Annotated in this window: 17 protein-coding genes; 2 read left to right on the plus strand and 15 right to left on the minus strand. The window is 52.6% G+C overall.

Going from position 1 to position 15695, the window contains the following annotated elements; translation table 11 throughout:
* The coding region (locus B2067_RS14720; RefSeq protein ID WP_301388957.1) for a Tim44 domain-containing protein at positions 1–755 on the plus strand (755 nt) is incomplete at its 5' end.
* Between the two features lie 321 nt (positions 756–1076).
* Here the strand turns inward: B2067_RS14720 and B2067_RS14725 are convergent.
* The 15 genes from B2067_RS14725 to B2067_RS14795 form a co-directional block, all read right to left on the minus strand.
* On the minus strand, positions 1077–1745 hold the full coding sequence (locus tag B2067_RS14725; RefSeq protein WP_068440648.1) for a phosphatase PAP2 family protein: 669 nt from the start codon (positions 1743–1745) through the stop codon (positions 1077–1079).
* Between the two features lie 4 nt (positions 1746–1749).
* Positions 1750–2187: a YbaN family protein gene (locus tag B2067_RS14730; protein ID WP_068440652.1), complete on the minus strand. Its 438-nt coding sequence runs from the start codon at positions 2185–2187 to the stop codon at positions 1750–1752.
* A 5-nt stretch (positions 2188–2192) separates the two neighbouring features.
* Positions 2193–3173 (minus strand): GlxA family transcriptional regulator, encoded by a 981-nt coding sequence (locus B2067_RS14735; protein ID WP_068435646.1) that lies wholly within the window; start codon positions 3171–3173, stop codon positions 2193–2195.
* A gap of 59 nt (positions 3174–3232) precedes the next feature.
* Positions 3233–4735: a ribosome biogenesis GTPase Der gene (gene der / locus B2067_RS14740; protein ID WP_068440653.1), complete on the minus strand. Its 1503-nt coding sequence runs from the start codon at positions 4733–4735 to the stop codon at positions 3233–3235.
* Positions 4736–4768: 33 nt separating this feature from the next.
* Positions 4769–5971: an outer membrane protein assembly factor BamB gene (gene bamB / locus B2067_RS14745; RefSeq protein ID WP_301388958.1), complete on the minus strand. Its 1203-nt coding sequence runs from the start codon at positions 5969–5971 to the stop codon at positions 4769–4771.
* Positions 5971–6636, minus strand: coding sequence for a YfgM family protein (locus tag B2067_RS14750; protein WP_297533226.1), 666 nt, complete (start codon positions 6634–6636; stop codon positions 5971–5973). The genes bamB and B2067_RS14750 overlap by 1 nt, the downstream gene beginning before the upstream one ends.
* Before the next feature lie 38 nt (positions 6637–6674).
* On the minus strand, positions 6675–7955 hold the full coding sequence (gene hisS, locus B2067_RS14755; protein ID WP_068440662.1) for a histidine--tRNA ligase: 1281 nt from the start codon (positions 7953–7955) through the stop codon (positions 6675–6677).
* Positions 7956–7981: 26 nt separating this feature from the next.
* Positions 7982–9088, minus strand: a complete 1107-nt coding sequence (gene ispG, locus B2067_RS14760; RefSeq protein ID WP_301331338.1) for a flavodoxin-dependent (E)-4-hydroxy-3-methylbut-2-enyl-diphosphate synthase — start codon at positions 9086–9088, stop codon at positions 7982–7984.
* Positions 9089–9096: 8 nt separating this feature from the next.
* Complete coding sequence (locus tag B2067_RS14765) at positions 9097–9885, minus strand: tetratricopeptide repeat protein (RefSeq protein WP_297533228.1); 789 nt, start codon at positions 9883–9885, stop codon at positions 9097–9099.
* Entirely contained in the window at positions 9885–11018 is a 1134-nt protein-coding gene (rlmN, locus tag B2067_RS14770) for a 23S rRNA (adenine(2503)-C(2))-methyltransferase RlmN (RefSeq protein WP_076513862.1), read from the minus strand. Before rlmN ends, B2067_RS14765 begins: the two co-directional genes overlap by 1 nt.
* A gap of 82 nt (positions 11019–11100) precedes the next feature.
* On the minus strand, positions 11101–11526 hold the full coding sequence (ndk, locus tag B2067_RS14775; RefSeq protein ID WP_068440673.1) for a nucleoside-diphosphate kinase: 426 nt from the start codon (positions 11524–11526) through the stop codon (positions 11101–11103).
* A gap of 101 nt (positions 11527–11627) precedes the next feature.
* On the minus strand, positions 11628–12791 hold the full coding sequence (locus B2067_RS14780; RefSeq protein ID WP_301388959.1) for an aminotransferase class V-fold PLP-dependent enzyme: 1164 nt from the start codon (positions 12789–12791) through the stop codon (positions 11628–11630).
* Positions 12792–12847: 56 nt separating this feature from the next.
* Positions 12848–13345, minus strand: a complete 498-nt coding sequence (gene iscR, locus B2067_RS14785; RefSeq protein ID WP_068440678.1) for a Fe-S cluster assembly transcriptional regulator IscR — start codon at positions 13343–13345, stop codon at positions 12848–12850.
* Positions 13346–13421: 76 nt separating this feature from the next.
* Positions 13422–14216 carry a serine O-acetyltransferase gene (gene cysE / locus B2067_RS14790; RefSeq protein WP_301377992.1) on the minus strand — a complete coding sequence of 265 codons (795 nt, stop codon included), beginning with the start codon at positions 14214–14216 and terminating at the stop codon, positions 13422–13424.
* Positions 14213–14983, minus strand: a complete 771-nt coding sequence (locus B2067_RS14795; RefSeq protein WP_301377993.1) for an RNA methyltransferase — start codon at positions 14981–14983, stop codon at positions 14213–14215. The genes cysE and B2067_RS14795 overlap by 4 nt, the downstream gene beginning before the upstream one ends.
* 152 nt (positions 14984–15135) lie before the next feature.
* On the opposite strand from B2067_RS14795, the gene B2067_RS14800 reads away from it, so the two are divergent.
* The coding region (locus tag B2067_RS14800) for an inositol monophosphatase family protein (protein ID WP_301388960.1) at positions 15136–15695 on the plus strand (560 nt) is incomplete at its 3' end.

The raw sequence follows: 15695 nt of genomic DNA on the forward strand, positions 1-15695 counted from the left end.
CGAAACGGTTTGGTAGCGGCGGCTTTGGGAAAAGCTTCCCTACGCAGCAACGCAGCGCGCCGGCAAAGCAGTCAGACAAAACCTCAGGTAACACTCAGGCTGCCCCTTCCAAAGGCGGTATGATGGGTGGAATGATGGGCGGCCTGCTGGCCGGTGGCCTGTTCGCTTACCTTCTGGGCAGCGGCGCATTCGAAGGCATTCAGATTATGGACATCCTTCTGCTGGGCCTTGCTGCGTTCGTCATCATTCGCCTTCTGCGTGGAGCCGGGCAAGCTCAGCAGCGCCAGGCAGCCGCCGCGGCGCACGGTCCGGCAACTCATCAGAGCTTTCAGTCAGCGAACGAGACTGCGAGTGCAACCGTGGCTCCTGATCAACCTATGTCGTTGCCTGCTGACTTTGATGCAGAAGCCTTCACACAAGGCGCACTCGAGCACTATCACCTTGTTCAACAAGCCTGGAACGACGGCAACCTCGACCTGATTCGTGAGTATGTTAGCCCTGAGCTGTACGATGCACTGGCCGCTCAACGCAACCGTCTGATGGTTCCGCCAAAGACGGAAATTCTGGACCTTAACGCAGAAATTGTGCGCGCTGATGAGACGCCAACCCACCGCGAAATCAGTGTTCTGTTCCGTGGCCGCTGCAAAGATGATCTGGAAAAATCTGAAGATGGTATCTTCGATGTATGGCATCTTGAACGCGACCTCCGTGACGACAATGCGCCCTGGTTGGTTGTCGGTATTGAAGCTGAGTAATGCTTAGCTTCTCGCTTAAAAACGCCGGTTCGTCCGGCGTTTTTTTATACCACCAGAAAAGTCTGAACGCTGATTGCACACGCGAAAACGCCAGGCTGAACCGCAGGAAATACCATTGCGTAAAACGATATATAAGAAGGAAAAAAATAAGCCCGGTGAAAACCGGGCTTAAAAGTGGAGATAAAGATCCCTATGTCAGAACCTTTGCATTGATATTAGTCTGTAATACAAACGTTATACAGGTGTAATATAGCCAGATCAGTAACAATTCGCGCCAGTTCTTGGTAATAGCGGTATCAAATTCTTAATCTATTACGGCTTTCAAATCGCTGGCTTGCTCTGTCTAAGAATCCACCAACCACACAGGCGGAATGTGAAATAACAGACATACCCAGCAAAGAGTGTGTCACTCAGGAAGTGTCCCCCCTGAATGATACGTGTCGCACTTAAAACGACACCGGTAACCAGCCCGGCCCAGAACCACTTGCGACTGCTGAACAGCCAACCGAGCGTCATAAACCAGAAGCCCATGGCAGCGTGGCCACTGACAAATGAATTACACCCTTTACTGCAGGTCTCGTTAATAACAAAAGCTGGTGTAAAGGTTTTGTGCCCATCAAACTGCTCGACGTTCTTGGGGCGAGCGCGATCGAAGCCTTCCTTAAAGACACTATGAACCAGGATACCTGGCCCCGCGAGCAAGGTGACCAGCAAAAAAGTAAGTAATTTGCGATTTGCCTTATCTGGACCAAAGGAAAAGAATCCGGCAATCACAGAAAACAGCAGCACAGGTACGAGAAAATAAGGGATATAACGAAAAATGCCATAAATCGAGTCCGCCACGGCGCTATCACTGCCCCACCACTCACCAGAATCCGGATCGTAGAACCAGCTACTGACCGCCAGATCGATCTGCGGAAACACAACAAACAGGATGGCGAGAAGAACGAAGCTGATCCAGTCAGCATGTACTTTTAAAATATTCAGCATGGTATTAACTCTTTTCGCTTGAGGCTTCTGGCACTACTTTCAGCGTTGGCAGGCGCAGAATATAAAACGTGACCCCCAACCCTATGGTCGGAAGAAGATAGTGCAACATTGGGCGCTGCAGAACAACAAAGGCCGTGAGCAGTAGCATGGTCCACATCAGCAACAAGGTGTATACCTTGGCTTTCAGCGGCATTCCCTGACCGTCCAGATAGTAGATCAGGTAACGTCCCAGCCTCGGATGCTCGACCAGCCACTGATAAAACCGTGGAGAGGTACGCACAAAGCACGCAGCAGATAATAAGAGAAAGGGCGTTGTCGGAAGCACTGGCAGAAATATTCCGGCGAACCCGAGAGCGACACTCAGCCAACCCACACCCATGACAAGATGCCTGACCACAGGGTTGCGGATCGTTTTTCTGTGAGGCTTATAATCAGTGCTCATCGCGGTTACAACCTGCGGCTGAAACGGCGTCGGTATTCGGTGGGCGTGAGACCGGTTTTAGAACGGAAAAGGCGCCTGAATGAGCTGCCATCTTCGTAGCCGACTTCATTCATTACGACATCAACCGTTCGCTCGGTTTCTTCCAAAAGTTTTCGTGCCGCCTCGATGCGCACTGTCTGAATATAGGCGTTAGGTGACATCGCCAAAGCGCTGTTGAAACGCCGGATAAGTGTTCGCTTGGACATACCAAACTGGGCCGCCAGTTCTTCGACAAGTACCTTTTCGGCGTAGTGGGTATCCAACCATTCCTGAATTTCGCTGATGCGATCATCTTTATGAGGCTTAGCAAGGCGCATCAGCGAATAAGAAAGCTGACTATCGCGGCGGTAATCAAACACAAAAGCTTTTGCCGTCTGCATTGCCACTTCGTGATTTACGAAACGCTCAATCAGGTGCAACGTGAGGTCGAACCAGGCAAGCCCGCCCCCTGCACAGTAAATATCGCCATCCCGGGTAATTAACTGATCTGCCGCCAGTTCAACACTGGGATAGCGTTCTGCAAAGGTATCCCGATACCCCCAGTGCGTGGTTGCTTTGCGACCATTGAGCACACCAGATTCGGCCAGCAGAAAGTTTCCGGTGCAGTTACCACAGATCGTCCAACCCTTCGTATCTGCTTTGCGCAGAAGCTCCGTCAGTGCCTGCTCTTTCTTCAGTACGTCATTGATATGAACAGCAATGGTAGGAACGATCAGAATATCTGTGTGATCGATTTCAGCAAAACTCATATGCGCCGAGATCTCGATGCCATTCACACAACGGACTGGCTGACCGTCCTCGGAGGCAATTCTTACGCTGAAATAACGCTCATGGGGTTCGCCCTGAATAACATTCCACAGCACGCCACTAGATACCAGAAGGTCTGCAACACCTGCGATAGCAGATGACATGGCACCCGGAAAGGCTGTTATAACAACGTTATGCATATGACACGTTCCACACTAAGAGAGCTTATATTGCCTCCCTCAGCACGGATTAACAAGTGTCAGCCGCCGGGCTTACGGTAGGACTTTTTGAGTTGCTTGCGCGCTTTATCACGCTTAATCCGACGTTTATTGTCGGTGCGCTCTACGGCCTGGGCACGGCGCTTACTTGAATGTCGTACTTCTTTCTTCTTCTCAGAGAACGGGTTATCACCCTGGCGGAATTCGAAGCGAATCGGCGTACCTGAAATATTGAGTACACGGCGGAACGTATTGGCAAGGTAACGTCGGTAATCTTCCGGAAGCTCATTCACCATAGTGCCATGCACGATAATACGCGGCGGGTTTGAGCCACCCTGGTGAGCGTATCTCAGTTTCGGGCGACGCCCTCTGATGATCGGTGGCTGGTGCGCCGCGATCGCATCTTCAAGAATACGGGTCAGCATGTTGGTCTGCCATTTCGCCATGGCCGACTCATAAGCCTGATCAACGGACTCGTACAAATGGCCCACGCCTGTTCCGTGCAAGGCTGAAATAAAGTGCATATCGGCAAAGGTCAGGAAGTCGAAACGACGATCAATCTCGTCTTTTACACGCTGCTTGTCGTCTGCATCCATGCCATCCCATTTATTGATGGCGATGACCAGAGCGCGGCCTGAGTTCAGTACAAAACTCAGCATGTGCAGATCCTGCTCGACAATGCCCGTGCGTGCATCCAGTACGAGTATGCAGACGTTACAGTCCTGAATGGCCTGCAGGGTTTTAATAATCGAGAACTTTTCAGCAGCTTCGGAGATATTCTTACGGCGACGGACACCCGCTGTATCGATCAGAGTATATTCCTGACCATGGCGTTCGTAGGGAATATAAATACTGTCTCGGGTCGTGCCGGCTTCGTCATAGACAACCACCCGCTCCTCGCCAAGGAAGCGATTCACCAGTGTAGATTTACCGACATTCGGACGCCCGACTACAGCGATCTTGATACCTTTAATATCAAGCTCTTCGTGATGAACTTCTTCTTCACCCTCTTCGTAATAGTAACCGGTCTCTTCCTGCTCGACTTTTTCCTCTTCGATTAATTCGTCCATGACGTAATCAATCAGTGCAGAAATGCCGCGGTTATGTGCTGCAGCGATCGGCAGGGGTTCACCCATACCCAGTTCGAAGAATTCGCCCAGAACGATGTCCGGATTTTTACCATCGATTTTATTAGCAATCAGATAGGCTGCTTTACCATTGCGACGCAGGTGATCTGCAATCATGCGGTCACCGGCAGTAATACCCGCACCTACATCGACCAGAAAGAATACGATGTCAGCTTCCTGAATAGCCTGAAAGCTCTGCCCCGCCATTGCCGAGTCGATTCCTTCTTCCTGTCCGCTGATACCGCCGGTATCAATAACAATAAAAGGATGATCTCCCACCTTCCCTTCACCGTACTTACGGTCACGGGTAAGGCCTGCGATTTCAGCCACCAGCGCATCACGGCTTTTGGTCAGTCGGTTGAAGAGCGTCGATTTACCAACATTCGGGCGTCCGACGAGAGCGATAACAGGTACCATGTCAGGAAACCTCAGATAAGAAAGTGAATGGCATCAACGCAGTTCGATCAGCGCCAGATCGCCGGCATTGGTATACACCAGAAGGCCTTCGTCTGTGTCCAGCATATTGCTACGGATACCAAAATCGCGACCACGGGAAAGGCGCCAGTTCGTTGCCTCAGTCTGGTGCGGATAATTTATATGCAGAGGTCGCGGGCGCAGCATAATACGCCCCTCAATACCGCCATCGACCTGACTGATGAAGTGAACGTAACCTTCTTCATCGCCAACCGCCAGATAGGTCCCGGTAGCTGTTACCTGGCCAAGGCCACGCCCCATCAGTTCTGTCTGTAACCAGGCCTTAGCGCCGGTCATCATGTCATACGACTGAATACTGTCATCGTCGAGCGTCAGGTAAACGCTGCCAAGTGCCAGTTCAGGGCTGGTGTAAGTTGAGCCTTCTTCCTGCCAGATGGTCTCACCCATCTCGCTGACCGCCGCCACTTTGCCATGGTACGCAGCCGCAAAAATAATACGTCCGTCTGACACAGGGGAACCATCAACATCGACCAGACGTTCAAGTTCAGAACGACCATCAGGTACACCGAGACGGATATCCCAGCGCGGAATACCAAGTACTTTATCGAGCGCGACCAGCTTGCCCGTCGCATATCCGGTAATCACCAGACGATCTGTAATTAACGGCGTACCTGTGCCCCGTACCGAAAGAACCGGCATACCCGCTTCGTAGGACCAGGCCTGAGCGCCATTATCACGCTCAAGCGCAGTAACGCGCCCATCAACCGTCTGGATAAATACCCGCTGATCGTCGGCAGCCGCCTGAGCCACAGCTTCACTTGGCAGCATAGCGCGCCACTGCTCTGACCCATCTTCTGCCGACAGAGCAACCAGAGTGCCTTCCCGCAGGCTGACAAATAACTGATCATCACTGAAAGAGACACCGCCAAGAATTGGCTGTTCCAGGTCTTTCGTCCAGAGTCGGTCACCCGACGCCAGCTCAACCGCCGTTACCGTACCACCGGTGTCCGCTGCGTACACGGTATCACCATCAACCGCTGCTTTAAGGCGGGTATATGTAACCCCCGGCCCTTCACCAAGATTGATACGCCAGACAACATCCGGCTTTGCTTCGCCAGACGCATCAGGCAATACCCGATCATTGGTGGATGCGCAGGCCGCCAGAGCCGCCGCACATGCAGTGATTAAAAGAGACTTAAACCAGTGGCGCGAATGCATCAGGCGTCCTCAGAGGAAGTAGTATCCGGTGTATTCAGGCTATCTATTTTGCGCTGCAGAATGCTGTTGTTCTGTCCCAGCGCCTGTGCAGCATCCATAGCTCTCAGATAGGCATCACGCGCATTGGCCAGCTCGCCCTTACGGAACAGAGCGTCACCGCGCGCTTCTTCAATTTGTGGAGCAAAAGCTGGATCAGCTTTCTCTGGCAATGCTGCCAGAGCTTCATCCGCTTTACCCTGCTGTGTCAGCACGGCCGCCAGACGCGCTTGTGCGGCTAGCTTAACCGGCTCTGCATCGGCGTCGTTTACCAGCGCCTGAAGCTCAGCAGCAGCCGCTTCATAGTCACCATTTTCTGCGGCAATGCGCGCAATAAAGAGACTGCCAAAATCGGAGTATGCAGTATCACTGAAGTCTGTTTTCAGTTGTTCAGCAAGACGCTGCATATCGGCAGTTGCGTCGCTGTTTTCCTGAGCTGCCAGTTCAACCAGCTGAGTGTATACCGCAGAGGCCGCTTCACCGGTCGCCTGCTTGCTGTCCTGCCAGTAGTTCCAACCAACCACACCAGCGATAGCAACAGCAACCGTTGATACCAGACTGGTGCCGTTTTCTGACCACCACTTTTTGATGATCTCTGCCTGTTCTTCATCCGTTCTTAAATCGGTCATTATCTCGTCTCCGACAAGCTATTTTTATTGTCTGTTAATCAGCTCAGGTTATCTGTCAGCCACTGACCCAGTTCACTCTGGGCAATGGTTTGTTGTCCTGCTTCACCGCGAAGGTCTTTCACCGTCACCTGCTTTTCAGCGATCTCGGTTTCACCCAACAGCAGCGCAAACAATGCACCGCTCTTGTCTGCTTTCTTCATCTGACTCTTGAAACTGCCACCGCCGCAGTGGGTCTGTACCCGCAACCATGGCTGCTCAGCACGCAGGCTGTCTGCCAGCATCAGTGACGCAAGACTCGCACCTTCACCGACACCGCATACGTACAGATCCACAGTCTGCATCACTTCAGCAGGAATCACTTCGAGCGTTTCCAGCATCAATATCAGACGTTCAACACCCATGGCAAAACCCACCGCAGGTGTTGGCTTACCGCCCAGCTGCTCGACCAGCCCGTCGTAACGACCACCGGCACAGACAGTTCCCTGTGCACCCAGCTTATCCGTTACCCATTCAAAGACGGTTTTGCAGTAGTAATCCAGACCACGCACCAGGCGTTGGTTGATTTCGTACTTTACACCAGCGGCGTCGAGTACCGCACGCAGGGCGTCAAAATCCGAGCGGCTCTCATCGTCCAGATAGTCATGCAACTCTGGCGCATCAGCCAAGAGAGCCTGGGTCTCCGGGTTTTTACTATCGAGCACTCGCAGAGGGTTAGTCTCAAGACGACGCTGGCTGTCTTCATCCAGCTGGTCTTTACGCGCGCTGAGGTAATCAACCAGTGCATCGCGATAACGCGCACGCGCATCATTGCTACCCAGTGTGTTCAGTTGCAGCGTTACCGAGTCAGCAAGACCCAGCTGCTCCCACAGACGCGCAGTCATCAGAATCAGTTCGGCGTCGATATCCGGTGTCGCAATTCCAAAGGTCTCAACACCAATCTGATAAAACTGGCGATAGCGGCCTTTTTGTGGACGCTCATGGCGGAACATGGGGCCTGTGTACCACAAGCGTTGCGTCTGATTGTACAGAAGACCGTGCTCTTCACACGCACGCACACAACTGGCCGTGCCTTCCGGACGCAGCGTCAGACTGTCGCCGTTACGGTCTTCAAAGGTGTACATTTCTTTTTCAACGATATCGGTCACTTCACCGATAGAACGCTTGAACAGCGCCGTCTGCTCCAGCACCGGCATACGAATTTCGTCGTATCCATAACCAGCCAGTACATCTTTTACCGTGCCTTCAAGATACTGCCAGACCGGGCTCTGTGTTGGCAGTATGTCGTTCATACCGCGGATTGCCTGAATTTTCTTTGCCATGTTTAACTCTTTTTTGCCTGTTCCAGTTATTTAACGCTGGTAATCAGGTCTTTGCGTTCTTCGTCGAGGGTCGCCGCACGTTCCCGGATCATTCTCTCCAGGTCATCGACAAGACCGTCGTTGGTCAGTTTGCCAGCTGGTTTACCATCGATGTATACGAGATTCGGCTGACCACCAGTCAAACCCAGATCGACTTCTTTGGCTTCGCCCGGTCCGTTCACGACACAGCCAATGACAGCAACGTCCATATCGGTACGGATATCTTCGACGCGCATTTCCAGCTCGTTCATGGTTTTGATCACATCAAAGTTCTGACGTGAACAGCTTGGGCACGCAATAAAGTTAATACCACGGGAGCGCAGCTTCAGTGACTTGAGCATATCCCAGCCCACCTTCACTTCTTCTACCGGATCAGCAGCAAGAGACACGCGAATAGTGTCGCCAATACCATCCCAAAGAAGCAAACCAAGGCCGATAGAGGACTTCACCGTACCACCTCGCAAACCACCCGCTTCGGTAATACCCAGGTGCAGAGGCTGCTCAATCTGATCCGCTATTTTGCGATACGCCGCCACCGTCATGAAAATATCTGACGCTTTCAGGCTCAGTTTGAAGTCCGGGTAGTTAAGACGATCCAGAATATCGATATGGCGCATAGCCGATTCGACCAGAGCGTCTGGCGTCGGTTCGCCGTATTTCTTCTGGAGGTCTTTTTCGAGAGAGCCCGCGTTAACGCCAATGCGGATCGGAATACCTTTATCTTTCGCCGCATCAATTACCGCGCGCACACGATCTTCACGACCGATATTACCCGGGTTAATGCGCAGACAATCAACGCCCAGCTCTGCAACACGGAGCGCAATGCGATAATCAAAATGAATGTCTGAGACGAGTGGAATATCCACCTGTTTGCGGATTTCACCAAACGCCTCAGCGGCATCCATCGTAGGGACGGATACACGAACAATATCTGCGCCGGCATCCTGCGCACGGCGAATCTGAGCTACGGTTGCAGCAACATCCGTCGTTTCTGTATTCGTCATGGTCTGAATCGCAATAGGCGCATCACCACCTACCGGGACATCGCCCACCCAGATTTTGCGACTTTTTCTGCGCTTAATCGGGTTTTCCATGTTTTTATTCATGACTGAGCACCGTTCAGAGATTCCTGATACATCCGATATTCTTCAGATTGCGGAAAACGTTGTTTCAATTGAGCCGCCAGCGCAACGCCTCGTGAGGTCTGCTGATGGATCGTCAGTAACTTAATACCCAGCCACAGGCTGTGCGCTGTATGCTCGGTCTGATCACGTTCGACCAGACGATCAAAGCGATCAAAATATTTGAGAGACTCGTCATACCGCTGAGCCTCAAATAACAGAGTTGAGATATTGACCAGCGCATCGACGTTATAAGGGGCCAGACGCAGCGACTGACTATATGCCTCGATGGCTCCCTGAGAATTTTCCATACGATAGAAATTCAGGGCCATATCGTTGTATGCACCAACCCGGTTATTGTAGTAACGGTCGTTAGCAACCTCGGACAACAAATCGCGCGCTTCTTTATGACGCTTCATGCGTGCATAGAGGCGACCAAGGTGGTGACGGGCCAGCGTAAAGTCAGGGTCTTCTCGCAGCGCCTTTTTAAATGATTCTTCCGCCAGATCCAGCTCGCCTTCGGTTTGCCAGACCAACCCCATAGCATCGTTTGCCTGTGGGTCATCCGGATTAATTTCGAGCGCCCGCTGTAAACGATCACGCGCCCAGTCAGGCCGGCCTTTCTGCAAATAACCAAGGCCAAGCTGAGTGTAATTATCAACGGCCTTCTCAGGAGACGCTTTTTTACTGAAACGACTTTCTTCGACGGTGACACACGCCTGTAAACCAATTACCAGTGTGATAGCTGTCAATAGTCTGAATACTGGCATCACGAAGCTCGACCTCCCTGTTCGCTGTCAATCTGAACGGCATCAATATAACGCTGACTACGACGCGTGCGATCCTCTACTTTACCGACCAGCTGACCACAGGCCGCGTCGATATCATCCCCCCGCGTAGAGCGGATAGTGACCACATGGCCCTGACTGATAAGGTAATCACGGAAGCGATATACGCGGTTATTACTTGGGCGACGATAGCCTGAATTAGGAAACGGATTAAACGGAATCAGGTTAATTTTGCACGGCACCAGCTTCATCAACTCAGCCAGTTCTTCGGCGTGCGCCATCTCGTCATTCACACCGTCGATCAGGGTATATTCAATCGTGGCTTTACGCTTGTCTGGCAACTTGCCAAGGTAACGATTAGTCGCAGAAATCAGTTCGCTGAGCGGGTACTTCTTGTTGAGAGGTACCAGTGTATTGCGCAGCTCATCGTTAGGCGCGTGCAGAGAAATAGCCAGAGAGACATCCGTGACATCACCGAGCTTATCAATCATAGGGACAACGCCCGACGTGCTCAGCGTGACGCGACGCTTGGACAAGCCATAAGCGTTGTCGTCCATCATCAGATTCATGGCGTCGACAACGTTATCGAAGTTGAGCAGAGGTTCACCCATTCCCATCATAACGACGTTCGTGATGCGGCGTTCACGGCGCTCACCTGGCTCATGAAAACTCATGGCGGCAACATAAAGCTGACCTATGATCTCTGCCACAGTCAGGTCACGGTTAAAGCCCTGTTTGCCCGTAGAGCAGAAGCTGCAGTCCAGTGCGCAGCCAATCTGCGAACTGACACACAGAGTGCCACGGTCTTTCTCAGGGATATAAACGGTTTCGACGGCACTGCCTCCCGGCATACGCATCACCCATTTGCGGGTGCCATCTTTTGAAAAATCTTCATATACGACTTCAGGCAGGACAATTTCACTGACTTCTGCCAGCTTTGCGCGCAGCGCCTTGCCCATGTTCGTCATCTTTTCGAAGTCCGATTCGCCATACTGGTGAATCCACTTCAGCATCTGTTGCGCACGGAATTTCTTTTCACCAATGCTCAGGAAGAACTCTTCCATCTTCGCAGGTGACAGGCCCAGCAGGTTGGTTTTTTCTGAAGTGTCGGACATGTTGGAATACCTGAAGTACAGCACCGGGCTAGCCGGCAGGGTGAACAGGGCAGCAAGCGTTGCTACTGCCCCACTGCATCACTTAGCGTGCGCAGATTTCTTCAGCATTGAAGAAATAATCGATTTCACGTGCTGCAGACTCAGCAGAGTCAGAACCGTGAACAGCGTTAGCGTCGATGCTTTCAGCGAAGTCAGCGCGGATAGTGCCAGCGTCAGCTTCTTTAGGGTTAGTCGCACCCATCAGTTCGCGGTTCTTAGCGATCGCGTTTTCACCTTCCAGAACCTGTACAACAACAGGACCAGAAGTCATGAAACCAACCAGATCACCGAAGAAAGGACGCTCTTTGTGCTCAGCGTAGAAACCGCCAGCTTTTTCGTCGTCCAGCTTCAGCATTTTAGCAGCAACAACCTGCAGGCCAGCTTTTTCAAAGCGAGTCAGGATTTCGCCGATTACGTTTTTAGCAACAGCATCTGGTTTGATGATGGACAGAGTGCGTTCTACAGCCATTTTTTAGCTCCAAAGTAGGTGTTTGTGTGTGTTTAGGGTTCAAAACCCGCGGATTATACGCACCTTTCTATGAAAGTTGTATAAAGGATGCCGCAACTCACTCACTGTTTACGAAGGAGGCTTACAACACGCGAAACTTCAGCAATCGCGAAGTCGATCTCTTCTTCCGTTGTGTAACGGCCAACACTCATTCGCAAACCCGCGTGAGCCAACTGATCACTGCGTCCGATTGCTTTCAGAACGTAGGATGGTTCCACACTCGCCGAGGTACAGGCAGAGCCGGAAGACACGGCCACTTTCGCCAGGCTGGCAAGCAGGATTTCACCATCCACGTCTGCAAAACTCACATTGAGATGGTTAGCGACGCGCGCATCAAGGTCACCGTTCACCCAGACATCACCCAGTGATGAGATTCCTGCCCAGAGACGATCACGCAATTCGCGGATACGTGCTTCATCGGTCACCAGCTGTTCACTGACCAGGCGAGCAGCCTCGCCAAAGCCCACCAGCTGATGCGTTGGCAAAGTGCCTGAGCGCATGCCACGCTCATGACCACCACCATGGATCTGACTGACTAAAGGCACCTGAGGGTCGCGACGTACATATAAGGCGCCAATGCCCTTAGGGCCGTAAAACTTGTGCGCCGACAAGGACATCATATCAACGCCCCAGTCACTGATATTGACAGCCATTTTACCAACAGCCTGGGCTGCATCGACGTGCAGCAAAGCCTTGTGACCTTTGAGTAGCTTCGCGATCGCTGGAATGTCAGTCACTGTGCCCAGTTCATTGTTAACCGCCATTAGCGTGACGAGACACGTATTGTCGGTCAGAGCATCCGCCACCTGCGACGGCTGAATAAGGCCACCCGCATCCGGCGTAAGGTAACTGACGTGAACCTGGTGCCAACGTTCAAGGTAGGCCACCGTATCCAGAACCGCCTTATGTTCAATGGCGGAGGTGATGATGTGAAGTGGAGTATCCGGCTGTTCGCGTCGAAGCGCTTCGACGTGGCCTTTGATTGCCAGATTGTTACTTTCAGTCGCGCCCGACGTCCAGACAATTTCGCGGGTATCAGCGCCGATCAGACGGGCCAGTTGGCCACGGGCATTCTCTACCGCCTGCTCAGCCTGCCAGCCGTAGCGATGCGAACGTGACGCAGGATTCGCAAAGTTGCCGTCCAGAGTCAGGCAGGCAGTCATTGCTTCCGCGACCTCCGGAGCACAGGGAGTCGTCGCTGCGTAATCGAGATAAATTGATTTCATTGCTGTATCCGCATCACTGGGTTTTAACGCGCATTGTCCTCAGCGGATCTCTGGCGTCAAGCCGAGCGACTGGTGTCCATGCTGTCGGTAATCAACAGACTATCGATACGGTCGCGGACTCCACGCTCCTGACGACTGGCGATGTCTTTGATTTCACGACGCTCAATAAGCTGAAACAGGGATATGTTCTTCAGGAAACTGTGGATCTGATCGCTCAGATCCATCCACAAATGATGAGTCAGGCACTCTTCGCCATCCTGACAGTCACCTTTGCGGTTGCAGCGTGTGGCGTCCATGGATTCGTTGACCGCATCCACAATCTCAGCAACGTTAATCTCAGCATCAGCACGGCTAAGTTGATAACCACCACCCGGCCCGCGCACACTGGATACCAGACCATTACGCCGCAACTTGGCGAACAGCTGTTCGAGGTATGACAGAGATATTCCCTGACGACCGGAAATATCGTTCAGGCTGACTGGCCCCTGACGTGCATGGATAGCCAGGTCCAGCATTGCTGTCACAGCATAACGGCCTTTAGTCGTTAAACGCATAATCTCACCTCGTTAGTACTGGATTGATTATGCGTATTTCCGACTAAAACAGTCAACTATGTTGCGAAAGCTTTTGTCAGTCTCCGGAGGACTTCTCTCTTTCTGCCTCGAGGCGCTCATGCAGGCTGACGAAGGTTTCTTCTTCCAGCTCAGGAAGTGCATCTTCGCAGCTGTGATCCCCAAGGTTACTCAGCGCCCGGCACATATTGTCGATTTTCTTATCGACGTGATGCATGTGATCCATAAGGTTGTGGATCGAGCGCGCGATCGGGTCGGGCATATCATCGGTCATACCGTACGCATCAAACCCTATCTTCGCAGCCATTTCCCGCCGGCGGTTCTCAGCATCCGTACTCGCCTTGCGGATAATACGCCCTGGAATGCCCACCACAGTGACAGATTCAGGCACGTCCTTGGTCACCACAGCGTTAGAACCAATACGAGCGTCAGCGCCTACAGTAATCGGGCCTAGCACCTTAGCGCCTGCACCGACCACAACACCATCGTGCAAGGTTGGGTGACGCTTACCTTTATTCCAGCTTGTGCCACCAAGAGTCACACCATGGTAAAGGGTCACATCGTCGCCAATCTCAGCGGTTTCACCAATCACCACGCCCATGCCGTGATCAATGAAGAAGCGGTTACCAATGGTTGCGCCCGGGTGAATCTCGATTCCCGTCATCCAGCGACTGAACGTAGAAAGCACACGCGCGAACCATTTCAGGCCGCGGCGCCATAACCAGTTGGCCAGGCGGTAGTGCATGATCGCATGGACGCCCGGATAGGTGGTGAGTACCTCGAAGGTATTCCGTGCCGCCGGGTCCCTGTCGAACACACATGCGATATCATCGCGCAATTGACGGATACTCAAGCCTTATCCCCTTTCTCATCAGACTCTGAGGGATCTGTACGCCGTTGAATGGCCGCCAACATGCCCCTGAGAATATTAATTTCCATGCGATCCGGAGCCGCCCGCTGAAAAAGCCGGCGCACACGCGTCATCAGTTGCTTGGGAGTATTGGGGTCAAGGAAGCCAATCTCAACCAGAGTCTGCTCCATATGCTGCAACATACCGTTCAACTGATCATGCGTTGCCATGGGGTAGTCCCAATCCACGCCCCACCGCTGCTCACTTTCAGCGTTTTCAACCTCGGTCAGTGCGAGGCGCATTTCGTACGCCATGACCTGAATCGCCTGGGCTACATTGAGCGAAGAGAAGTTCTCATCCGTTGGAATATGCACGTGTGCATTACACAGATGGAGCTCTTCATTCGTGAGGCCACGGCTTTCGCGGCCAAAAACCAGCGCGATATCATTCCCCGCTGCTGCTGCCTGAGCCGCCCGGTCGCCGCACTGGCGCGGCGTCATCAGTGGCCACGGGACGCTGCGGCTGCGAGCACTGGTGCCAACCACCAGGCCACAACCCGCGATCGCGCCTTCCAGTGTCGGATGAATTTCAGCATTGTGAAGGATATCTTCAGCGCGGGAAGAGCGCTGAATCGCTTCTTCATCGATGCTTGCTATCGGATCTACTAACAGCAGGCGACTGAGCCCCATGTTCTTCATCGCCCGTGCCGCTGCACCTATATTTCCGGAGTGTGTGGTGTTAACCATCACGACACAGATTCTGTTCAGCATGTAAGACCCGACGTGGTAGGAATGTAAAGGCCGAGAGTGTAGCGCAAAAGGGACTTCGCCAACCAGTTCTACGCTGTTATACTTCGCGGCCGTTTTTTAAAGGCTGGGTCTGTCGCCCTGCCTTACGTTCTTTAAAGCAACAGGAATACCCTATGCAACCCATGGTGAATCTGGCGCTGCGCGCTGCGCGCAACGCCGGTCAGGATCTGGTTCGTCGTCTTGACCGTTTTGATGCTGCTCAGAGTACTGATCAGGAAAAAGCTAAGTTTATTGCTGACTGCACCATTGGTCTCGAAAAGAGCATTATTTTCGAGCTGAAGAAGTCACTCGCCGACGATAACTTCGAAGGCCGCGAAACCGGTTTCAACGCCGGCAAAGAAGGTCAGCCAGTGTGGCAGATCTGTGTGATCGATGATCTCGCTAACTTCCGCGTAGGTATTCCGGCGTTTGCTATCATCATCAACTGCCTGCACAAAGACCGCACTGAGCATTGCGTTGTCCTCAACCCAATGAATGGTGATGAGTTCAGCGCTTCACGTGGTCGCGGCACCCAACTTAATGGTCGCCGCATCCGTTGTGGTGGCGTGACTACCCTGACCGACGCAATTACTGCGTTCACTCAGCCTATGGGCCTGAGTGACAACGCGGCTGACCAGCGCGCGAAAGTAATGCGCCTGATGGAATCAAACTACGACGTACGCTCTATTGGCTC

Source organism: Thalassolituus sp. UBA2590 (assembly GCF_002339775.1).
Taxonomy (GTDB): domain Bacteria; phylum Pseudomonadota; class Gammaproteobacteria; order Pseudomonadales; family Oceanobacteraceae; genus Thalassolituus.